This is a genomic window from Aquimarina sp. AU119 (assembly GCF_900312735.1).
Lineage (GTDB): Bacteria > Bacteroidota > Bacteroidia > Flavobacteriales > Flavobacteriaceae > Aquimarina > Aquimarina algiphila.
Genome location: NZ_OMPF01000022.1, coordinates 147,283 through 170,168, shown reverse-complemented (window position 1 = coordinate 170,168; position 22,886 = coordinate 147,283). Strand labels below are relative to the sequence as shown.

At 31.2% G+C, this 22,886-nt stretch carries 26 protein-coding genes; 12 read left to right on the top strand and 14 right to left on the bottom strand.

From position 1 onward, the window contains the following. Nucleotides 1-13: 13 nt before the first annotated feature. The 4 genes from DK442_RS18605 (at nt 14) to DK442_RS18590 (ending at nt 2,385) form a co-directional block, all read left to right on the top strand. The gene (locus tag DK442_RS18605) at nt 14-796 is read left to right on the top strand and encodes a YHYH protein (protein WP_370444668.1); all 783 of its coding nucleotides are present in this window, start codon (nt 14-16) and stop codon (nt 794-796) included. Then, nucleotides 783-1,394 carry a toxin-antitoxin system YwqK family antitoxin gene (locus DK442_RS18600; RefSeq protein ID WP_109437401.1) on the top strand — a complete coding sequence of 204 codons (612 nt, stop codon included), beginning with the start codon at nt 783-785 and terminating at the stop codon, nt 1,392-1,394. The genes DK442_RS18605 and DK442_RS18600 overlap by 14 nt, the downstream gene beginning before the upstream one ends. Further along, nucleotides 1,360-2,052 (top strand): SCO family protein, encoded by a 693-nt coding sequence (locus DK442_RS18595; RefSeq protein ID WP_109437400.1) that lies wholly within the window; start codon nt 1,360-1,362, stop codon nt 2,050-2,052. The genes DK442_RS18600 and DK442_RS18595 overlap by 35 nt, the downstream gene beginning before the upstream one ends. A gap of 126 nt (nt 2,053-2,178) precedes the next feature. Next, the gene (locus DK442_RS18590; RefSeq protein ID WP_109437399.1) at nt 2,179-2,385 is read left to right on the top strand and encodes a hypothetical protein; all 207 of its coding nucleotides are present in this window, start codon (nt 2,179-2,181) and stop codon (nt 2,383-2,385) included. 71 nt (nt 2,386-2,456) lie between these two features. On the opposite strand, the gene DK442_RS18585 is transcribed toward DK442_RS18590, so the two are convergent. Beyond that, nucleotides 2,457-3,029 (bottom strand): Crp/Fnr family transcriptional regulator, encoded by a 573-nt coding sequence (locus DK442_RS18585; protein ID WP_109437398.1) that lies wholly within the window; start codon nt 3,027-3,029, stop codon nt 2,457-2,459. A 90-nt stretch (nt 3,030-3,119) separates the two neighbouring features. Here DK442_RS18585 and DK442_RS18580 point away from each other — a divergent pair, with 90 nt between their 5' ends. After that, nucleotides 3,120-3,698, top strand: a complete 579-nt coding sequence (locus tag DK442_RS18580; protein ID WP_109437397.1) for an HD family hydrolase — start codon at nt 3,120-3,122, stop codon at nt 3,696-3,698. Nucleotides 3,699-3,700: 2 nt separating this feature from the next. Then, entirely contained in the window at nt 3,701-4,861 is a 1,161-nt protein-coding gene (locus DK442_RS18575; protein ID WP_109437396.1) for an MFS transporter, read from the top strand. 29 nt (nt 4,862-4,890) lie between these two features. Here DK442_RS18575 and DK442_RS18570 read toward each other — a convergent pair whose 3' ends face one another. Beyond that, nucleotides 4,891-5,397 carry a MarR family winged helix-turn-helix transcriptional regulator gene (locus tag DK442_RS18570; RefSeq protein ID WP_109437395.1) on the bottom strand — a complete coding sequence of 169 codons (507 nt, stop codon included), beginning with the start codon at nt 5,395-5,397 and terminating at the stop codon, nt 4,891-4,893. A gap of 131 nt (nt 5,398-5,528) precedes the next feature. Here DK442_RS18570 and DK442_RS18565 point away from each other — a divergent pair, with 131 nt between their 5' ends. Together DK442_RS18565 and DK442_RS18560 are read left to right on the top strand one after the other, a co-directional pair. Then, nucleotides 5,529-7,031, top strand: a complete 1,503-nt coding sequence (locus DK442_RS18565) for a serine hydrolase (protein ID WP_160114260.1) — start codon at nt 5,529-5,531, stop codon at nt 7,029-7,031. 11 nt (nt 7,032-7,042) lie between these two features. Beyond that, a complete protein-coding gene (locus DK442_RS18560) occupies nt 7,043-8,149 on the top strand; it encodes a D-TA family PLP-dependent enzyme (RefSeq protein ID WP_109437393.1) in 1,107 nt (368 codons plus the stop codon). A 12-nt stretch (nt 8,150-8,161) separates the two neighbouring features. Here DK442_RS18560 and DK442_RS18555 read toward each other — a convergent pair whose 3' ends face one another. Next, on the bottom strand, nt 8,162-8,644 hold the full coding sequence (locus DK442_RS18555) for a hypothetical protein (protein WP_109437392.1): 483 nt from the start codon (nt 8,642-8,644) through the stop codon (nt 8,162-8,164). A 1-nt stretch (nt 8,645) separates the two neighbouring features. Continuing rightward, nucleotides 8,646-9,206: an RNA polymerase sigma factor gene (locus DK442_RS18550; protein WP_109437391.1), complete on the bottom strand. Its 561-nt coding sequence runs from the start codon at nt 9,204-9,206 to the stop codon at nt 8,646-8,648. Between the two features lie 135 nt (nt 9,207-9,341). Between DK442_RS18550 and DK442_RS18545 the strand changes: the two genes are divergently transcribed. Further along, on the top strand, nt 9,342-9,677 hold the full coding sequence (locus DK442_RS18545) for a DUF6249 domain-containing protein (RefSeq protein WP_160114259.1): 336 nt from the start codon (nt 9,342-9,344) through the stop codon (nt 9,675-9,677). 30 nt (nt 9,678-9,707) lie between these two features. Beyond that, nucleotides 9,708-10,553, top strand: coding sequence for a DUF4440 domain-containing protein (locus DK442_RS18540; RefSeq protein WP_200825134.1), 846 nt, complete (start codon nt 9,708-9,710; stop codon nt 10,551-10,553). A gap of 81 nt (nt 10,554-10,634) precedes the next feature. Here DK442_RS18540 and DK442_RS18535 read toward each other — a convergent pair whose 3' ends face one another. Both DK442_RS18535 and DK442_RS18530 read right to left on the bottom strand, forming a co-directional pair. After that, nucleotides 10,635-11,186, bottom strand: coding sequence for a GIN domain-containing protein (locus DK442_RS18535; RefSeq protein ID WP_160114258.1), 552 nt, complete (start codon nt 11,184-11,186; stop codon nt 10,635-10,637). A gap of 20 nt (nt 11,187-11,206) precedes the next feature. Then, a complete protein-coding gene (locus DK442_RS18530) occupies nt 11,207-13,582 on the bottom strand; it encodes a TonB-dependent receptor domain-containing protein (protein ID WP_109437388.1) in 2,376 nt (791 codons plus the stop codon). A 176-nt stretch (nt 13,583-13,758) separates the two neighbouring features. Here DK442_RS18530 and DK442_RS18525 point away from each other — a divergent pair, with 176 nt between their 5' ends. After that, nucleotides 13,759-15,426, top strand: a complete 1,668-nt coding sequence (locus DK442_RS18525; protein WP_109437387.1) for a histidine kinase — start codon at nt 13,759-13,761, stop codon at nt 15,424-15,426. 8 nt (nt 15,427-15,434) lie between these two features. Next, nucleotides 15,435-16,133, top strand: coding sequence for a LytTR family DNA-binding domain-containing protein (locus DK442_RS18520; protein WP_109437386.1), 699 nt, complete (start codon nt 15,435-15,437; stop codon nt 16,131-16,133). A 115-nt stretch (nt 16,134-16,248) separates the two neighbouring features. Here the strand turns inward: DK442_RS18520 and DK442_RS18515 are convergent, their stop codons facing one another. From DK442_RS18515 to DK442_RS18480, 8 genes are all read right to left on the bottom strand, one after another. Beyond that, complete coding sequence (locus tag DK442_RS18515; protein ID WP_109437385.1) at nt 16,249-17,814, bottom strand: M28 family peptidase; 1,566 nt, start codon at nt 17,812-17,814, stop codon at nt 16,249-16,251. A 157-nt stretch (nt 17,815-17,971) separates the two neighbouring features. Next, nucleotides 17,972-18,370: a hypothetical protein gene (locus DK442_RS18510; RefSeq protein ID WP_109437384.1), complete on the bottom strand. Its 399-nt coding sequence runs from the start codon at nt 18,368-18,370 to the stop codon at nt 17,972-17,974. A gap of 32 nt (nt 18,371-18,402) precedes the next feature. Beyond that, the gene (locus tag DK442_RS18505; protein WP_109437383.1) at nt 18,403-19,317 is read right to left on the bottom strand and encodes a DUF5777 family beta-barrel protein; all 915 of its coding nucleotides are present in this window, start codon (nt 19,315-19,317) and stop codon (nt 18,403-18,405) included. Nucleotide 19,318: 1 nt separating this feature from the next. After that, the gene (locus DK442_RS18500) at nt 19,319-19,864 is read right to left on the bottom strand and encodes a YceI family protein (protein ID WP_109437382.1); all 546 of its coding nucleotides are present in this window, start codon (nt 19,862-19,864) and stop codon (nt 19,319-19,321) included. 19 nt (nt 19,865-19,883) lie between these two features. After that, nucleotides 19,884-20,306 carry a hypothetical protein gene (locus tag DK442_RS18495; protein ID WP_109437381.1) on the bottom strand — a complete coding sequence of 141 codons (423 nt, stop codon included), beginning with the start codon at nt 20,304-20,306 and terminating at the stop codon, nt 19,884-19,886. 4 nt (nt 20,307-20,310) lie between these two features. Further along, the gene (locus tag DK442_RS18490) at nt 20,311-20,679 is read right to left on the bottom strand and encodes a hypothetical protein (RefSeq protein WP_109437380.1); all 369 of its coding nucleotides are present in this window, start codon (nt 20,677-20,679) and stop codon (nt 20,311-20,313) included. 84 nt (nt 20,680-20,763) lie between these two features. After that, nucleotides 20,764-21,615 carry a hypothetical protein gene (locus tag DK442_RS18485; protein WP_109437379.1) on the bottom strand — a complete coding sequence of 284 codons (852 nt, stop codon included), beginning with the start codon at nt 21,613-21,615 and terminating at the stop codon, nt 20,764-20,766. Between the two features lie 528 nt (nt 21,616-22,143). After that, nucleotides 22,144-22,863 (bottom strand): collagen-like protein, encoded by a 720-nt coding sequence (locus DK442_RS18480; protein ID WP_109437378.1) that lies wholly within the window; start codon nt 22,861-22,863, stop codon nt 22,144-22,146. Between the last annotated feature and the right edge of the window lie 23 nt (nt 22,864-22,886).

The following is a 22,886-nucleotide window of genomic DNA, read 5'->3' as shown; positions in this document are numbered from 1 at the left end:
AAATCGTATGAAAATGAAACAAAAAAGAAAAAACAAAAGTATCTGGACATTAACCTTAGGAATAAGTCTCGTATTAATGACGTTCATTGCTTGTAGCAGTGATGATGGAGATACTACAGAAACAGAAACAGGAGGAGAGGTTTCGGGAGAATTACACGCTGCTTTTGCCGAATTTGATACTAATGAAACAGATATTTATCTCGAAGGGTCCAATGTTGTTATTGAGACTACTGGAAATCCAAATCATACCACTCCGTATTGGGGAGTAGGCAATGCGTTATATGTTGCACCTACAATAGCTACTAATATGACACCAAGTCTAATTCCCGGTTATGATGGAGCGGCCACTTTAACCGTTTCTTCAGATCCTCAATTGGCAAGTAGCAGTACAGCGACTTCACTTGGAGCTATAGGTATTTCTGTTAGTGGAGCGGCTATTTTTAATGATCAGGAAGGAAATGGAGCGTTAGATCAAGCTGTAGTAAGCCTGGATTATTCTGGAGGACACATCGGACCAGCAGAATATCATTATCACCTAGAACCAAAAGCCTGGTCTGACGATGACGACAAGTTAATTGGAATAATATCTGATGGATTTTTTATATATGGAAGGAAATGTAATTCGACAGGGACATACCCTACAGATTTAGATGCATCTGGAGGTCATGCAAGTATTACACAACATACTGATGAAACAGAATATCATTACCATATTATTAATGAAATATACGCAACTACGGGAAGATACATTGTATTTGTTGGACCATATAAAGGAACTCCAAATGCAATTAACTAAACTATTTTGTATTATCCCTTTGTTAATCATTATCAATTGTAAAAAGGTTGTTGTTGAAAATCAAAATAACGTAGCTACCCCCGAAAAAAAAGATATTGAGAATACAGAAGTAGCAAAAGATCTTTTAATTCTTAATGCTACTGAAGGGAAATGGTATTATAAGAATCAACCTTTTTCTGGATATGCAGTGAATTATCATCCAAATAATGTACTAGCCGAGAAGATGGGATATTATAATGGAAAAAAAGAAGGAATAGCTCAGAAATGGTTTTCTGATGGTACGCTCAGAAAACAATCTTATTATATTAGAAATCATCTTGATGGTGTCGTAAAAATTTGGTGGGCTAATGGTGTTTTGGCTGCAGAATCTAATTATGAGAATGGGGTAAAACATGGAATACAACAAAAATGGTATTCTAATGGACAACTATCCAAACAAAAGCATATTAATCAAGGAAAAGAAGAAGGTATGCAAAGAGCTTGGTTAGAAAATGGTAAGATATATGTTAATTACGAGGCTAAGAACGGACGTGTTTTTGGTTTAAGACGTTCAAATTTATGTTATGCATTGGAAAAAGAAACTGTACAATATCAATAAACACATATATTATTCATTATTGATATCAATACTATTGATAACAAGTTGTAAAGATATTGGAAGAAATCAAGAGACTAGCAGAGTAGAATCGCTTCCATATTATAATGAAGCGTCATTTACTCCAAATTGGCTGATACCAAATACCGAAGATGAAAAAACATTTCATATTATTCCTGATTTTACTTTAATTAATCAAAAAGGAGATACAATTACTCAAAGAACTTTTGACAATAAAATATATATAGCAGATTTCTTTTTTACTTCATGTCCTGGAATTTGCCCAAAAATGACCTCGAATATGACAATGTTGCAAGAGGAGTTTATAAACGATAGCGATATATTGTTATTATCACATTCGGTTACTCCAGAGTATGATTCGGTGCCTGTTTTACAAAAATATGCTAAAGCAAAAGGAATTCTAGAACATAAATGGCACCTGGTAACAGGAGATAGAAAACAGATATATGATTTAGGTAGAAACTATTATTTTGTTGAAGAAGATTTGGGAGTCGAAAAGGATGAAGATGATTTTTTACACACAGAAAACTTCGTACTTATTGATAATAACAAACATATTAGAGGAATTTATAATGGTCTAAATAAAGCTTCAATAGCACAATTGATTATAGATGTTAAGGCTTTAAAATCAGAACTTTAATTCTTTAGAAAAATTTAAGAATGATTTAGTAATAAAAGGATTAAATTACATGTTATATAAAAACTGTCAGAAGCCTAAATGACGTAAAAACGTTTAGGTTATTATTATTCTTAAATCCTAAATATTATGAAAAAATCAATTCTGAAGATCGATGGAGTTCAAAAACTCACCAAGACTTCTCAAAAACAAATTAATGGAGGAATGTTATCAGATTGCGTTTCTGGATGTTATCGTTTTTATTTATCTGATGTTAATGGCGATTTCTGCGCTGTTCCGAGTCCATCAGGTGCAGTTTGTTTTGGTACAATTCAAAATAACCAATGCTGTATATAAAATATAGTATTGTGATACTTTAATTTATTCACATACAATTTAGAAGGCGGACTACAAAAGGTAGTCCGTTTTTAATTTTCATTTCTGTGTTTTAATTGATTTAATGTTCTGTTCAAACTTCTTAAGGTAACACCCAGATAATTAGCAATATCACTTTTTGAAATTACCTCGGTAAGTTTAGGAAAAAGCTGTTGAAGCCTTAGAATATTGTCTTCAATAGGGTAAGATTGCTGATAAGAATGTCTGGGAGCTTTATAACTTATTTTTGCAGCCATTGCCTTGATAACAAGTCTGTTAAACTTCTTATCGTTTTCTAATAGCGTATTAAAATCTATATATGAAATTTTATATACCACTAGTTCTGTTATAGCTTCTATACAACAAAAACTAGGATTACCACTAAATACTTCAATTTCACCAAACTCCATTCCTTCTCCCAAAAATTCCTGAATAAAATCTTTTCCATTTTCATCAGATAAATAACATTTTGTAATACCTTTCTTAATGATATATACCCAATTATATCTCTTATTTTGTTCGATGACACGTTGTTTTGGATTGTGTTTTTCTTCGGTTATACCATTGTTTTTCTTATTATAAAGTTCATTAATATAAGTTAATAATTCTGGATTTGTACGTATCATTTTTGTGTTGGGACAAATGTCCTTTTATAAAAGTTCAAGAAACCATTTCTTTGAAAACTATAAAATTATACAATTAAAAAAAATAAGAGGATGCTATCAGAAAGATTATCCAAACAAATAGAATTTATTAAGGAAATAGATAAAATTAAATACATCCAAAGAAAAACTAAATTGTTTGATAGTGATAGACCAGAGAATGATGCAGAACATAGCTGGCATCTGGCGATGATGACCTTAGTTTTGGGAGAACATTCCAATGAATCTATTGATTTGATTAAAGTCTTAAAAATGGTATTAATACATGATATTGTAGAAATTGACACTGGTGACGTTTTTCTTCATGATCCTGTAAAAAACCACATCAATACCGATGAAGAACTAATAGCGGCAAAAAGAATTTTTGGCTTATTACCTGAAGAACAAGCTAAAGAATTTATAGATATTTGGTTAGAATTTGAAGAAGGTAAAACTAAAGAATCAAAATTTGCCAAAGCAATGGATAGATTCGAACCAATACTTCAAAACAGTTCGAATAATGGAGGTACTTGGAATGAATATAATATTGATTATGAAAAAGTAGAAAACAAAACAAAATCTATACAATATGGTTCTTTTAATTTATGGAATTATGCTAAAGAACTAATTCATTCTTATTATAAAAAGAGATAGGAATGAAGGATAAAAAAGGCTCTATATACACCATCAATTTTGCTCTAATTTCTTTAAGTTCTTTATTGTTTTCAGCAAGTTATAATATGCTTATACCAGAATTGCCTGCATATTTAAGTAGTATTAATGGAGCTGAGTACAAAGGATTAATCATTTCTTTATTTACACTTACTGCAGGTTTATCTAGACCATTTAGCGGAAAATTAACAGATACGATAGGAAGGAAACCAGTAATTGTAATTGGAGCAATGGTATGTTTGGTATCTGGATTTTTATACCCTATACTCACTACGGTGTCTGGGTTTTTATTCTTACGTTTATTGCATGGTTTTTCTACAGGTTTTAGTCCAACAGCAATATCTGCATATGTGTCAGATATTATTCCTAGAGAACGTTGGGGCGAAGCACTAGGTATACAAGGATTATGTTTTAGTACAGGTTTGGCTTTGGGGCCTGCATTAGGTAGTTTTATTAGATTACACTACTCATTTGATATATTATTTTATACTTCTTCATGTATTGCATTAATATCTATTATTATGGTGGTAGGTATTAAAGAAACCCTTGTTCATAAAAAAACATTTTCTTTTTCTGATCTCAGAATTTCAAAGAACGATATTATAGCAAGAGAGGTTTTACCTTCTGCACTAATCACTTTTTTGACATATATCGGTTTTGGAGTAATCTTAACTTTGATTCCCGATTGGAGTGATCATTTGGGAATTATAAATAAGGGAACTTTTTTTATTGTTTTTACAGCTTCTTCTTTGCTAATCAGAGTTATTGCAGGAAAAATATCCGATGCTTATGGAAGAATTCCAGTTATCAATATAGGTCTTGTTATATTGTTTATAGCATTAATACTAATTGGTTATCTTAATACGATTAAAGGGTTGTTAACCGGAGCGGTTTTTTATGGATTAGCTATGGGAATATTATCTCCAGCGCTAAACGCATGGACCGTAGATATGAGTGATCCAAACCATAAAGGTAAGGCTATGGCTACAATGTATATTGCTCTCGAAGCTGGTATAGGGTTAGGAGCTTTTTTTTCTGGAGTATATTATCAGGATATAATTTCTAAGATACCTCTAATCATGTACATTTGTGCAGCAATGGCAGCTGTAGGGTTGCTATATATGTTATTTAGAAAGAAATCATGAAGTTTATTCAATTTGTTTAATAATTGCTACTATGATTCATTTTCTAAGTGTATAATCATTTTTTTTAATAATAAAGATAAAGTGTCTTTTTCTGAAGCATCAAAAATATGAACAGCTTCATTTGCTTCTTCAAATCTCGTTTCTATGGCTTTATCAATTGTTTTTATTCCTTTTTTTGTTAAACCAGCCAGTTTGACACGTCCATCCTTTTGATCAGGAGAACGATAAATCAAATGTAATCGCACCAATCTATCAAGTAAGGCTGTCATAGCACCAGAGGTAATTAAAACAGATTGCATGAGTTGAGTTGGAGTAAGTTCAAATGGTTTGCCCGAGCGTCTTAATGTCGCCAATACATCTAAATCAGTATAATGAATATCACTGCTCCGTAAAGCCTTACTAGCTCTTTTTTCTAATGTCTTCCCCAATTTTAAAACTCTACCGACAATTAACATTGCAGAAGCATCAAGATCTGGCCTTTCTTGTTTCCAATCGGTAATTAAAGTATCAATAATATCCTGATGATTATCGTTCATTTTGGTGTAAATCTCAATTTTGAATGTTGAAACTACAAAAAAATACCTTCATATAAAGATAAATATTGTATAATTGTATGATTTATCTTGACATAAAGATAAATTTTGAACATCAATTAAAAAATCAATGTATGAATATATTCAAATCCAATCTTAAATATCTGTTTGTTCTCATCACTTTATTAGTGACAGTTTTCACCGTACAAGGATGTGCACAGTCTTCTGTCAATAAAAAAACAAAAGATAAAAATCAAACCGATACTATACCCACAAAAGCAATAGAGGATAATAAAAATCTAATTAGGACAATGGCAAAGGTATTTTTGGATTCTAAAAATAGCCCACCAGGGATTTCAATTGCCGTTAGTATGAATGATACTATTGTATTTGCAGAAGGTTTTGGATACTCAAATACTCAATCAAAAGACCTCGTGGATAGCTCTACAAAATTTCGTGCGGCTTCAGTTTCAAAATTAATTACAGCTACGGCTATTGCTACACTGCTTCAGGAAAATAAGATAGATCTCGACCAAGCTGTACAAAGCTATGTACCTGCATTCCCAGAAAAATCACATACAATTACTTCAAGAGATATTGCAGCTCATATATCTGGTATTGCGCATTACTCTGATGAAGATCGTTTTAAAAAAGACTTTTATAATTCAATTGATGAATCATTAACCGTATTTGCCCATAAAAAACTCCTTTTTGAGCCTAAGACAGATTATAAATATTCGACTCATGGTTTTACATTACTTTCTGGTGTAGTAGAAGGCATAACGGGAACACCTTTTTTAGAATATATAGATAATGAAATATTTAAACCTTTAAAAATGACTTCTACAGGACCAGATTTGGGAGGTGATAAAGTTACCAACATGACAAAACTATATGCAATGGACCGATCTGGTAATGTTTCGATGGTAGAAAATCCAGATGACTCAAGTTACAAGTGGGGAGGAGGAGGAATGATATCAACACCATCTGATCTGGTACGCATGGGAGATATTTATTACAATGGTTTTTTAAAACCTGAAATTGTAAAAGAAATGTTTAAAACTCAGAAACTAAAATCTGGAGAAGATACCGGAGTAGGTATTGCCTGGCGTAGAAACTGGGACCCACAAGGCAGAGAGGTCTTTGAGCATGCAGGTTGGATGCAAGGAGCAAGGAGTATACTTAGTGTTTTTCCTGAACAAAAACTCTCGATTGCAATTATGTGTAATACGCAAAGACCTTATGAAATAGAAGAGATGTCTCATATTTTTGCATTGCCATATATGATGAATAGCTCTCCTAAAAAACAGCCAAGAGGTAATGCAGACGTTCTTTTTAGTACGGTAAATGATGAAGATAAGGTGACTAAGAAAGGGAAAATTTACCTGGATGGTATAAATGACAGACTTGTTTTAGAAGGTGAAGATGGTAAAACAAACACATTTAATATGATTTATTTACAAAGAGAGAATTTATATGGAATGGTAACACCTTATGGAATATTATTTACATCAATAAATTTAAGCGATAACCATTTGGTAGGTAAATCAATAAAATATGCTAGAAGTCCACAGAAATCGCCATCAACTTTTGAAAATCCGTTTATTATTTTTGAAGGAGATTTTGTGAACGAATAAACCTGTATGATATGAATTGGTATGAAATAGAAAACATAGATGAAGTTGATTCTCCATCAATTGCTTTATATAAAGATCGTTTACTATACAATATAGATAAAATGATTGGTATGGTAAAAGGTGATATGTGGCGATTAATGCCGCATGTTAAGACTAATAAAATGCCCGAGGTAATTAAAAAAATGATATCCTCTGGTATTAAAAATTTCAAGGCTTCAACGATATCAGAAGCAGAAATAGCTGCGGTAGCAGGAGCTGATTCTGTTTTAGTAGCACATCAGTTGGTTGGTCCAAAAATAGATCGTTTTCTTTCACTTATAACAACATTTCCCCAAACTAATTTTTTAACTATAATCGATAATATAGGTTCTACAAAATTACTACAGCAAAAAGCTTCTACTAAGAATTTGAGAATAGATTTTTTTATTGATATTAATAATGGAATGAATCGTTCTGGAATTGAATTGGGTAAAGACTTAGATGAGCTTATAGAAAGCATTCCTGCTTATGAACATCTTCAATTTAAAGGTTTACATGTTTATGATGGTCATCTTAGGGATAATGACTCTCAACTTAGAAAAGATAAAATAGAAGAAGGGTTAAAAGAAATAAATATCTTGTTTGATATACTAAAAAAGAATACTACTGATATACGTTTAATTTGCGGAGGAACCCCATCATTTACCACCCATTTGTTACAAAAAGATCGTCTCTGTAGTCCGGGAACTTGTCTGCTTTGGGATTGGGGATATAGTGAGAAATTAGTAGAACAGGAGTTTAAATATGCAGCCGTATTAGTGAGTAGAGTGATTTCAAAACCCAAAAAGAATATTATTACTCTTGATCTTGGACATAAATCTGTAGCTGCCGAAAATCCAATTCATCACAGAGTAAAGTTCCTAAATCTAAAAAATTATGAATTGCTCTCGCAAAGTGAAGAACATGGAGTGGTGAAGGTAGACAACTGGGATAGCATAGCAGTAGGGGATGTGGTATACGGAATTCCGTATCATATATGTCCGACCATTAACCTTCATGATGATGTTTCTGTTGTTGTAAATAATAGAAAAATAACACAGTGGGATATTATAGCAAGGAAAAGGAAAATTTCAGTATAATTATAAAATCCATCAGAAATTCCCTTTAAAGATTTTATGATTAATCATAAAATCTATCCATAAAAGAATACTTACGGTTATTATACAAATAAACAGTATTGATATATTTTTTGGAGAATTGTTTATTAAGTCTGATATGAAATATAAATCATTTGTTTTTGTATAAATAGTATTAGAAGTTTCTCCTTTCACTAGGAATGATAGTATAATTAATACCATTATTACAACAGCAAAAATCATCCCAGAGCTTTTTTTAATAATAGGCCTTAATTTTATTTTAGACTGAGATAAGTTAATATTTAATAAAACTGAATTTGTAAACTCTTCCTTGAGATCAGTTTTTTTCATCTCCTCTCTAACACTAACAAATAAGTTGTCAGAACGTAATTTACTTTCAATATCCATTGATAATTGTTCCATTACAGCATCTGTGAATTCCATACTTGGAGAATCAAGATCAACTTTCTTTATTAATTTGATTATTTTATTTTCCATATTACTTAGATGCTACAATCGTTATCAGTTGTTTTTTTATTTTTTTACGAGCCCTGTATAACTTCACCTTTATATTAGATACTGAAAGACCTGTTATTTCTTGAATTTCTGTAATCGAATTTTCATTGATGTAAAATAGTGTTACTAAAAGAGAATCTAATTTAGGTAAACTATCTATTGCCTTTTTTATATGTATTATTTGTGCTTCTTGATTTAATTCTTTTTCAAAAGGGTTTTCATTGTCAATACTACGATTCTGGGTAATGTCTTCGTCGATTTGCTCTGTTGAAATTCTATTCTTTCTTAAGTTGTAGACTGCAGTTCGGTAAACAATAGTATATAACCAAGTAGAAAATTTTGAATCTTTTTTAAAAGAATGTATTTTCTGAAAAGCCTTGATAAAACTTTCTTGTGCAGTATCCTCAGCATCTTCTACATTCCTCATTATTTTTAAAGCAACAGTATATGCCATTCTTTGATATTTGTTTACAAGAAAAGCATAAGCTTCATGGTCTCCCTGTAGAATTCTATCAATATATAAATGGTCCTCTGTTTGTGTCATCCTATTATGAGATGCACGTTTTTTTAAAGGTTACAGTTTTAAGATTATTTGTCTTTAACTACTATTATTTTTTTTAAAAGTGTAACCAAATATAATTTTGAGCATCATACGAGTGAACCTTCAAAATTGAATATGATGGATGAAATATTTAGGGATTTTTTAGTAACATTTATAATTGTCGCAGCAATATTCGGAATTGTTTATGTGTATTTTCTTACACGACATAGGGAACGTATGAAAATGATGGAGCAAGGAATTGATTTATCAGAAATTATATCTGCCAAAAAAGGATGGATTGCTTTAAAATATGGCATGTTTGGTATTGGATTAGCAATTGGTTTTCTTGTTGGAAACATTTTGTACGAATATTTTGATATGAATGATATCATATCTTTTTCATCAATGAGCTTCTTATTCGGAGGTATCAGCCTAGTTGGTTATTTCTTAATAGAAACGAAATACAGAAAATAAATCATAATTACTTATTTAAATCAATTTATCATGAAAAAACAAACTTTTTCAATAGGAAAACCTATGCTTTTATGTAACCAAAACTTGTGCTTATCCAGATTCAAATTAACACTTCTTTTTGTAGTTATATTTTTACCGCTACAGCATATAAAATCACAAGTAACTCAGTCATCTCAACTTTTTCAAACCATTAAAAAAATGGACAGTCTTTTATTTGAAAATGGATTCAATCAGTGTAAGTTATCTACTATAGAATCATTTATCAGTAAAGATCTCGAGTTTTATCATGATCAAAGCGGAGTTAGTAAAACAAGAGCACAGTTCATAACAGAAATGAAAAAGAATATTTGTTTGGAAACCAAAAATAAATTCCTTCGAAAATTAGTTGATAATAGCTTGGAAGTATATCCTTTATATGAAAATGGTACTTTGTATGGTGCGATACAAAATGGGTATCATGAATTCTATACTATACTATCAAATAAAACTCCTCAAAAAACAGGAATAGCAAAATTTTCTCATGTGTGGATCAAAGAAAATAATAATTGGGTCCTAAAAAGAGTACTTAGTTATAACCATAAAGCAGTAAAACTACCTGTAAAGAACTCATTGATATTATCTGATAAAGAACTTGATTTATTTGTAGGACAATACAAGGCACCTAATACGGGTAATATTAGTATTATTAAAAAAGAAATGGGATTAGAAATAAAAGCAGGGGAAATGGTTCTAGTTGTTTTTCCAGAAACGAAGACATTGTTTTTTAATAAACAAGCCCCGCTTAGTTTTGAATTCGTTAAGAATACAAATGGAAATACTATAAAAATGCTTATTCGAGAACATGGAAACATTGTTGAAGAAGCAAAAAAGATATAACTATTAGAAAATTAAAGCACTCAATTTATTAATAAATTGAGTGCTTATAAGAATTATTAATTGTTTAGTGGTATTCAAAAATTAATCTCGAATAGTTAACCCAGAATTATCAAATGTTCCACCAGAGCTGGCAGATTTTACTCTTTGATTGTCTGTTATTCCTTTAATTTTAAGGTCTGCATTGTTTTTCATTGAGATTTCTAAATGTTTAAGATCAACTGATATAGCTGTACCGCTGGCTTGAGTAACCGTAATCTTAAGAACATCTCCTTTAATAGTATTTAATGCAGTTAACTCAGCAGCATCTTTCACTTTTATGTCAACTATTTTTTTATAGGTTACTGTGATTTTTATAGACTCTCCACTAATACTTCGTGGAGTATCTATAAATAATGTTTCGTTATCCACAAAAACTTTAATTTTTTTGATAGCAACACCACTAACTTTCATATCGACCTTATTTTCTGTTCCTTGTTTAATATATACCTGTGCTAAGCCAGATATATCTAAAGCTTTAAAATCGGTTAGATTAATCTCTTTTTTTTGATTATTAGTGTCTTGTCCAAACAATATTGTGGTTTTGGATACCAGTATTGCGATAATACATAGTTTAATTACGATTGAAAATTTCATTGTTTTTATCATTTTGATTATTAATTTCTATTACTTCTTTTTGCATTTCTATTTTGAGCATTTCCAAACTTATATGAAAAACTCAATGTCCATCGAGCCGCATTTCTATTGAGGACACGATTTACAGTAAAATCATTTCCTGATATGGTTTCACGAGTTTTTCTGGTATTAAAAACATTACTTACATTTAATACAACAGAAGCTCTTTTATTAAAAAGTGATTTACTAAGTCCAAGATTTAAGTAGGATATGGATTTGGTTTTGGTTTGAGCATTATTGCGTTGTCCTTCATGTAAAAACCTACCTTGCAATCTAAAACCTTCTGGTAATGTGGCTCTAACATCAAGACTGGAGAACCAGGTGTCGTCAGAAAAGTCAAAACTACGGGATGCTGCCATTCCTTTTTCTTCAAAAGCAAAATAGTTGAATTCCCCATTCATTTTAAGCCATTTAAAAGGAGAATAAGAGGCTACAAACTCAAAACCATATCTTGTTTCAGAATCCAGGTTAAACAGTGTAGATACAAATATGCTTTCCTCATTTTGTACGGTTAATCTTTGTATTGTATTTTCACTATTAGAAAAATAAATAGAAGGGTTAATAGAGAAGCCTTTTCCTGTTTTAAGGAATGATAGTTCAATTCCATCGGTAAATACAGGACGTAAATCTGGATTCCCTTGTGATTGTCTATTAAAATCTATGAGTTCAAAAAATGGATTAAGCTGCCACAATCTTGGTCGGTTAATTCGTTTACTATAGTTAAGCTGTAATGTATTTTCTTCATTAAAAGCATACTTAAGATTGACCGAAGGAAAGAATCGATTATAATCATAGGTTTGACTAAATGCACTGTTTTCATCTTCTATATTTACACGAGTATATTCCATTCTAACTCCTCCTAAGTAACTTAATTTACCAGATGTGTTACCAAATTGGGCATAGGTGCTAAATATTTGCTCGTCATAGTCTATGCTGTTATCTAAGGGATCAATACTCACAAAATTTGTATCGATCAATTCTTCTGCAAAAAAGGAATTTGATACTGTACGGGTTTCATATTTAACACCAGTTTCGAACTGTTTCTTTTCCTTAATGGGATTTATAAAATCTATCTGCGCAGCAAAATCATTATTATCATTGGTTGTAGTAGTTCTTTGGTCTAATATCGATGTGATCTCAGGTAAGATTTTATCAATATCAATTTTCCATCGTTTAGTGCTTTCCCAAAAATCGTATTGAATATCAAAAGTTAGTTTTTGCCTCTCTTTGGCAAAGGTTTTTGTATAATTAAATTCAAATTGATTGTAATTACGTTTTTCACGAGAATTCCCAATGGTAACAAGTGTACTATCTCTTAAATTCTCAGTAAAATAGTCATAAACATAATCAGTTTTGTCAGTGTCTTTGGTTTCATTCCTGTAAAAAGCTATTGTAAAAGTATTTTTATCATTTAGATAGTAGTCAGCTCCGAGATATATCAAGCGCCCATCATCATGACGATCTTCATTCTGACGTTGATTAAGTATATTGGTGATCCCATTATTTTGAGTTTCCTGATTACGAGTGTACAGGCCTTCATAATCTGTATAACGAATACCAAGATTTGCGAAAACATTAAATTTATTGGCCTTATAATTAAGACTACCAATAGCTCTATAGTCATCTGGAGTTCCAGATACTAATCTTACTTGTCCGTTTATTCCATTGGCTTTGTTTTTTTTCAAAACAATATTGATTATACCTGCTGCACCAGCAGCATCATATCTGGCTGAAGGATTGGTGATCACTTCGACACGATCAATAGTATCAGCTGGTAATTGCTCTAATGCTTGCGCTTCGGTGAGACCGCTTCGTCTACCATTAATTAAAATATTAACATTACTATTTCCACGTAAACTTATTCCTCCCGATGGACTAACCGTAACAGAAGGTATGTTGTCCAACACATCTGTTGCTGCTCCAGCTTGAGAAATCAAATCTTTACTTACATTGAATACTTTCTTATCCAAACGAAGGGAAACCTGAGCTTGCTCACCAGTAATAACTACTTCTTCTAATTGAGTAGGATCTTCATTCATTTGGATTATTCCCAAATCCAGACGTTTTTGGGTGGTATCAGTAATAGAAAGAGGTATGGAATATTTGGAGAATCCTGTATATTGAACTTCTAAGGTAAATACTCCGTTTTTTAAATCTGTAATTTTAAAAACTCCATTTTCGGTAGTAATTACACCTTCTACAATGGTGTTTTGTGTATCCTTTATGATAACCGAAGCAAAAGGGAGGGGTGTTTCCCCTTTTGATTCTACAACCTTACCCTCTACATTCTTTTGAGCAAATACTACAAATGAATAGCATAGGAATACAATAGATAATAATAGTGTTTTGTTTTTCATATTGTCATATAATTTTATGATGCATCATGGCATCTGATTGATTGATGTCCGACAAAAATCAATAAGTATTGCAGAATGACGTAGAATAATATTGTGAACTGCTATATACATTTGTGAAAAACAAATGAGAACCACTTATTTCATTTAATTTTAACCTATAGTTTAAAAGGTTATTTATGTATAAAAAGTTGAGCTTTCTAATTCTTCTAATAGTACTGGCTTCTTGCGATCCCCCTGGAGATTATGCCATAAAGATAAAAGAAGATAAATCCAGTGGTAAATCATTCTGGAGCACTCCAGATTTTGCATTTGCAGAATGGGAAATAGAGGGGAATAATATGAGAGATTCTATTTTTTGGGCTAAGACTGAAATTATACTAAAAGATAATATTCTAGATAAAAAACCACTTGGGATTGCAGTAAATAGCTTTGGTGCTTATGAAATGTATTGGGATGATGTATTACTAGGAACTAATGGAACTCCAGGGCAAGAATTATTAACAGGAAAAGTGGGGGAAACAGATCGATATTTTTATATCCCTAATGAATTAGCTACAGTAGGAAAGCACCATCTTACAATGCGAATATCTCAATATTATTTCCCTGGTTATGATCGATATATAGGGATTTATTTTGGTAATCATGAACAAATTATAAGAAACCCTTTAGAACTTACGGCTCTGATACATATTCTTGCGGGAGCTTTTTTAATAACTTTTTTATACTATTTATTACTTTTTATAAATGATAGAAAAAATATCCCGGCACTATTATTTAGTATAAGTTGTTTACTGTTTTTTATGTTGATCATCATGGAATATCTCAAGTTTTATGTTCCTATACATTATTCTAATTTCTTGGTTCGATTAGAAACTATTGGTGTTTTAACATTATTGATATCGTTTCTAATTCCGTTTTATTTTTCTATACAATTTTCAATTCCATGGCGCAAGTTGGTTTTTGTACTATATGGGGGATTATTATTATTTATATTTATAAAATTTAGAGGATCTTATGACTTTACAGCACGTAGTTTAGCACAATCTATGTGGCTGATCTCTATTGTTATGGTTTCTATTGCTGCATTTTATAGAAATAAAGGGGCCGTAATTGTTTTAATTGGATTAATTGCCAGTGCTCTGGTGGATTATTTTTTATATTATGATGTAAGTTTATTTTTAAGTTTTACCATCATTCTTTTATGCATGCTATATATGCTTTCTGCGAAAATGAAAGAAGAAAAATTCGTATATGAGCAATCTTTGATACGATCAGAACGATTAAAAAATGAATTGCTAAAAAAGAAAATTCAACCTCATTTTTTAATGAATACACTTACTTCGCTTATGGATTGGGTCGAAGAATCACCTAAAAAAAGTGTACAATTTATAGAAGCACTGGCAGAAGAATTTAATATGCTTAATCAAATTGAAGATCAGACACTTATTCCCATTACACAAGAAATTGCACTATGTAAAAGTTTATTGAAAATAATGTCTTACCGTAAGGAAACAAAATACATTTGGAATGATTTTAATATTGATGTTACCAAAAAAATTCCACCAGCAGTGATACATACACTTGTCGAAAATGGTATAACACATTGTTCTCCTTCTTCTAAAGGAGCCATTGTTTTTGAACTTATGTATTATGAAGAGGAGAGGTTTAATGGTTACGAACTTATTACCATAGGAACAATAAGGAAACCCAACAAACCAGTAGTAGAAAGAACAGGCACAAAGTATATAAAATCAAGGCTTCAAGAAAGCTATAGAGATCAGTGGCAATTCATATCTGAGGCTACTGAAAAAGGATGGAAAAATGAAATACGAATATATCGTTAAACTAGATTATGCAGATATTAATAATTGAAGACGAATTACGAATCGCAAAGCGATTAAAAAGAATGATTCAGACTTTTTTCAGGAGTCTTCTTTGTGAGGTACATCATGTGGATACACTAGATGAAGGTTTACAGTTTATTGCTGATCATAAAATTGATCTTTTGTGTCTGGATTTAAATCTTAATGGTGAAAACGGTTTTGAAATGCTTAAGCAAGCCGTTGCAGGTTCATTTCAAACTATAATTATTTCTGCATATCGAGAAAGAGCTATTGAAGCGTTTGAATATGGAGTTCTGGATTTTGTTCCAAAACCATTTACTCAGGAACGAATAGATCAGGCATTTCACAGAATTATAAATGAGAAAAGTGCACATTTATCTACCCGTTATCTTGCCATAAAAAGAAAAGGGGGGATACATCTTATCAAAACTGAGGATGTTTTATATATTAAAGGAGCAGATGTTTATGCAGAGTTAGTATTGAAAAATGGGATTACAGCATTACACAATAAAACTTTAGAGTCTCTGGTGCAAATTTTGTCAAGTGATTTCGAAAGAATTCATAAATCTTATATTGTCAATATGACTGAAGTAAAAGGTATCAGTATTGAACCTGGAAGTAAATACTCCTTAGAATTAAATAGTGGCGAGTTTTTACCAATTGGGAGAACAAAGTATAAAGAAATTAAATCCAAATGGTTTGAATAGTTCTATAAATTATACCCTAGAAATGCGTTAAAATACCCAAAGAAGTAGAGTAGAAGAGATAAACATGACTACCCTTTCTCCTCTGTGGTATTGAAGAGAAAGGGATGTTTTTTTATTAATTTGATACAGGTTTATCTACCGTAATACGTTTATCTCGATTGGCAAGTTCCCATGCTGTATAAAATACCAATCGTGCGCGATTTTCTAGTAAATCATATTGAATTTTATCAGGAGTGTCACTTGGCTGATGGTAATCATCGTGTGTCCCATTAAAATAAAAAATAACCGGAATATTGTTTTTTGCAAAATTGTAATGATCAGAGCGATAATAAAATCGATTAGGATCATTATCGTCGTTATACGTATAATCGAGTTCAATATTCATATACTTTGTATTCATTTCTTCTGAAATTGTGTGCAATTCTGTACTTAATTTATCACTTCCGATAAGGTATACATAATTGCGATTTTCGCTTTTGCGTTTTGGATCTATTCGTCCGATCATATCAATATTAAGATCGGCTACCGTGTTTTCTAAAGGGAATATTGGATCAACATCTGTATAATGACGAGAACCTAAAAGACCTTTTTCTTCGCCGGTTACATTTAAAAACAATATAGATCGTTTAGGTCCATTACCATCTTTTACAGCCTTTGCAAAAGCCTCAGCGATTTCAATGACGGCTACTGTACCAGAACCATCATCATCAGCTCCATTGTATACTTTTCCATCTTTAATTCCTTCATGATCAAGATGCGCAGAAATTACAATAATTTCATCTGGTTTTTCAGAACCTTTTATAAATGCTGCTACATTTTCTGAAGCTATTTGTGTTACATTATTTTTATAATCTAATGTCAATTTTGTTTTGACAACACTAGTTTTATCGTTTGTTGATATATCATTAACCAGACTTTTCGCCAAATTATCATTTATCAAAAAGAAATAAGTGTTTTCTGTTTTTCCAGAAAGTTGCATATTACCAGAGGCTTTTCCAAAACGAGGAGCGACCATTTGGTATATTTCTGGATAATAAAAAAGTATTGCTTTGGCTCCTTTTTCTTTAGCTATATCATGTTTTGCAGCAAATTGCTGACGCATATTGGACCATTTAGATGCCTCGGTAGTACCAGAAATAAGGTAGGTTCCGTCGGTATTTTTAGGTTCTCCTGATTTGATAAGAACAACTTTACCTTGTACATCAATATCAGAATAGCTAGATACGTTTTCATCTTCTATACCAAAACCAGCATAGATAATTTCATCTGTTGATAATTGATCTGTTTTGCTAGTAGAAACAGACACTAAATCTTCAACATAAACAAAGGACTTACCATCAATAGTTAATTGCACTCCAGGCACATCGATCAAATCCAAAGGTACATTTTGAAAGTAATTCCCATCAGTTTTTGCTGCTGGAACGCCATACTTTATATAATGATCCTTTAAAAAATTAATCGCTTTTTTTTGTCCTGGTTTGCCCGTTTCTCTTCCTTCAAATTCATCTGACGCATATGTATATAAAGCAGTTTTTAGATCTTCGGCCGTTATTGTATTAGCATAGTCTTGAGAATTACTTGCCTTCTTGTTAGTACTTGAGGTTTGAGTTGTGGTAGTTTTTGTTGAATTACAAGCTATAATACAAAAGAGTAGTATTGCTATTGAAAGTATTCTTTTCATGAAATGTGTAGATAATTAATTATGTGTGTGGGGTAAAAATACGAGAAAATTAGTTTATATTTTCTGTAGGTATTGTTAATGCTCAAAAACAAAATTATTAGGTATAAAAAAAGCCACGATGAAATTATCGTGGCTTTTTATAAGAAAATGAAAAAAACTAAGCTAACAAATGTTTGATCATTCTCTTTGGAGGGGCAATCATTTTCTTATTATAATGGTCATACCAATTGAATTTGATAAAACTTATTGCGCATAATCCATTATTTGTATCAAAAAAACGAGTCCTTATACTTATTTCTCTTTCATTATTATTTGAATCCAGCAATTCAAGATTTAGAAAAAAATTCTGCATAAACATTAACGGTTTATGATGTACTAATTCTTCTTGACATTTTTGCAAACCTATTTTTAATGTATTTAGTTTTTGTTTTGAATACCCAATTTCAAACAAAAAAGTTTCTAATATTGAGGAGGCATATTTATGATAAGCGATGTCTTGCATTACCATAAAATCATTTACATCTTCTCCTTTCACTTTATATATTTTTCTAAACATGTGGATATTGATTTATGTTTTATTTCAAATTTTTATTGATTGGATTCTTGTAATTTTTTCAGCTTCTTTTTTTTATGTTTTCCGAACTGAAAAGCTCTGGAAATATTAAAACCTAAGTGTACATCTCCTTCAAAAAAGTCATCTGTACTTTCTGTGATAAAGCTTTTTTCAATCATTGTAATAGAGTTGGATAAAATAATCTGAAATACATGCCCTCCTGTTTCAATATCGATTCCAAATGCTAATGAATTTGTAGTGTTGATTGATTCTAATGGATTTACGGTATAGTAATATTCTCCATTTATAGAAATTCTTTTAGTCAATTTTACTCGACTTCCGATACCTACAGCAAAAATACCATGCGGGTCTTCTTCTGTTTTTACCGAATTTCTATGTATGTATGTTGGCATTACCTGCAAAGAGAATCCGGGACTAAACTTTCTGGCAATTAACACTTGTGAAGTGTAAGATAAGCGTTGACTTGTGGTAGGTTCATTACCGGGTTCAAAATCATCAATTGTTCTATAGGCAATACTTCCAAAAAATGAAGTGGAAAATGGAAAAGATTTTTTACCCGAACTTTGCTTTAGTAACTTATATTTTACAAAACCATCATAAGTTTTATCAAAGCTACTTCTTCCAACACCTAACATTATATTATCAGATAAACCATATTCAAAAGCAAATCGAATATTTGATTGATCTAAACCATATAACTCATCAGCTCCTAGGTTAACTCTTCCAAAACGGTGAGAAATCACAAATTCTAATGTTCCTTTTTTACGATTTTCTATAGAATGCCCATTAAGAATTCGTGTTCCTTTAAAGGTAGAAGAAACATAATTTTTGGTTTGAGGAGCTTCTTCATCTAAAATATCAAAAAGATCTTGAGAAGATGCTTGTAAATGAATTGCCATTACGGCAAAAACGATTAAAAAATTCTTCATGTTACTTCTTATAAGGTTTATGATCTAATTCAAATGTTACTTCTATTGTTTTGGCAATATTATTTATTACCACTGCCGGAATCTCAATGTTATAATCTGCTACATTGACCGGGAAACTCCCTTTAAGTGATATATTATCTTGTGTTTTAATTATTTTGGCCTGTGTCTTTATATTTTTAGTTACTCCATGTATTGTTAAATCACCTGTTATAGTAACTGTTTCTTCGCTATTACTCAATCCATTGATGTTAGGTATCTTACCTTTAAATTTAGCTTTTGGATATGTGTCAGATTCTACATAATTTTCATTAAAATGTTCCTGCATTAATGATTTTTCAAACTGAAATGATTTCATTAAAATGGAAATTGCGATGGCGCCGGTTGATGTATCTATGATGCTTAAGACTTGATTATTATCAGCTTTAATATCTTCTACAGGTGAACTTGAAAAGAATGAAGTATATCCTTGCTTGGTTAAAAACCTTTCTTGTCCTTGCAAAAAATTGGTCAAGAAAAAACAGAGTAGTAGTATATGTGTAGTTTTCATATTTCAGTTAAATTTTTGATTAGTTAATGATTATGCATTTTACAAGTATAACATCCATGAGATATCCTGTACAGATACCTTTTATTTTAATGTTTTGCCCTTTTTTTAAACTTGCAATCTTTGTGTGTTCTTCGGGAGATAAATGACATATTACCCCTCCCATAGAATCTTCATCGCTAAGTGTTATTATTCCTTTGTTTTCACTGACATTAATCTCTGATATAGTACCATTTACTTCAATGATCTTATCTAAATATTTTGAGTTTGACTCAAATTCATTATTTTCAAAATCATTCAATAATTTTTGAGATACTAAAGTGATATCTGGTGATGCTTCTGACACACTAATATGTGGTTTGTTATATACTATATTCACTATTATGATTATGCCGGTAATTCCCAAAATAATAGCAAGTATTATGTTTTTGATTTTTTTACTCATAACATTAATTGTTTAAAGCCCCATTATCTATCCAGCAGCGAATTAGTTCTATTTCTTCACTTGTTAAAGAACCATTAAGAGGCATTCTTCTACTTACAACTTGTCCCTTAACATTAGAGGCATTAGCACTGATTCCTTCATATGTTCTTAAATCAGGAAATTGATTTCCACCATGACAACTAATACAATTAGTATCTATGATAGCTTTTATACTGGTGCTAAATGAAATATCTGGATCGCATGATTCATTTTCACTTATAGGATTTCCATTTTCATCTATTGGAGTTTCTTCTTCAACATTAGTTTCACAAGAAAGTATGGTTAAGCATATTGTTATTAATAAAATGCTTTTAATTTTTGATGGTAAATTCATTGGTTACGGATTTAAAAAAAGAGGAAGAAAGAATTATTTTCTCCCTCTTATCAACTAACTACTTAAACATGAAATCAATTCTTATTATTCAGGTGCTCCAGGAGTGTCGGTATTGGCAATTGGCCAAACCCCTGGATTAGGAACATTAATTCCTAAATTATCTCCTCTTTCTGTATCTTGCCCAAAATAGTATAAAGGCCAACCTTTATACGTTAACTGCGAGGTTCCAAATACATCTATGGTTCCAAAGTCATCAGGGTTAAGAATACTTGGGAGTTTATCGATATCTATATGAAAAACGGGCCATATAGCATTATTAGAAAAATCAGCAGCGGTGTAATTATTAGTGTCTTTTTTATCATTCATAAAAGTATACAGGGTTCTTCCTGTTGTTGCATTTACGATGTAAAAAGTAAGCTCATCACCTGGCGTATAGTCACTTTTAAAATTCACATTGTTTCCATCTGTATCTTTTCCAACTAATTGTGCTTCTGCATACATCAAAGAATAATCTGGTTTTGCGATATACCAATTATTACCAACTTGATCTCCATTTGTATCTCCAGCGGCATTATCATTTATAAAGTAATATAATGGCCATCCTTTGTAGGTTGTTTGTTTTTCACCATCTTCTCGGGTGATTTCACCAAAATCAGATGTTTCTAATCCTGTGTCAAGCGTTAAATTATTAGCATAAAATACAGGCCAATTAGCAATACATCCATCACTACAAGCAGAAGTCCCTTTAGAATCTCTAGAAAAGAAATAAAGAGATTTACCATCTGCATCGGTTAAGATATTTCCAAATGTAGTATTACTAACCAATTGTACAGCGTTAGCTTCTGGTTCTGGATTTGATGGTGAATCTGAGTCGTCACTACTGCAACTATACAATACAGTGATAGAAATAAGTAGTAAGAAAATTGAGTTTTTCATTTTAAAAAATTATTTATGGTTTACAGGGCAAATAACCGTCAATAGGGGCTTTACATTCAAATTAATGTATGCGAGAGGGAAAAAATGCCGTTGAAAAGGAAAAAAAAGACTTGAAAAAATATGACATTTATCGATTTTGGAAGGCTTAAAGTATGTTCATGCATATGCCTAACAATAAATTCTCATATTTTAGATTGATGCTCATTAATACTTATAAGTTTTGCATCTAAATAAAAACAATATTGATGATATAGTATTAACTCGAAACTTTACTTTGAACTTAATAATGTATGTTTATGTTTCTTTATTTTCAAATCAAAATCACTCTGTTCTTTTAAGTAGTTCTGGATTAGTTTTAAAAGATGAAAGGGGAGGAGATAGCTATTTTGAGTTCGTATTATAAAGAAATATATTTTCTTTAGTAGTTCTCTTTACCTAAAGTTGAAAGTATTCAATAAAAAATCCTGCTGGTCTCATTCGTAACCAACAGGATTTAGGGTATTGAAAAATTAAAAAATCTTTATAATTCTAGAGTATGTCAACTCCGGGAATATTTTCTAAAACAATAACATCTACTTCTCCGGATATAGATAAATCATTTTCACTGCCGTTATTAGCCCCATCGATATCAAAAGAAAATGAGAAAGTGAGATTATTTGTATCATCATTAAAATTGAAATTGGTAATGCTGAAATTAGACAAAGGTGTTTCTATATCTTGATTATCAAAGAGTTCATTTAATTGTAACAATACTAGATCCTCAAAAACGATATTATATTCATTAAGATCTAATGTAAATTCAAACTCTTGAGTATCAGTCCCAGGGTTGATAACATTAAGTATAATCCCTGCTGTGAATTCTTGAGAATTTTCATCCGGAGTATTTAGAAACCTCAAAAGATTAAAAGTAATCCCTGTGTCATTTGTAGTAAATGAATTAAAATTGATAAGCGATATCGCATCAATAGCTGTAAATTCTAATTTTTTTGTATCTGTAAACGCCTCACCTGTATCAGCTCTGTTTCCATTAAGAGTAAGATCGATACTTCCAAATTGTGTTAATTCTTCAAAACCAACACCATCTTGTCCGTTAATTCCATCAGTACCATTAGATCCGTCACTTCCATTAACTCCATCTAGACCATCAGGTCCGGCTGCACCATCTTCACCTTCGCAATTGACAAGGGATATCCCAAGAAAACCAATAAAAAGGAGTTTATATATTGTTGCTAAACGTATATTTTTCATTTTGTGTAAATTTTATAGTTTTT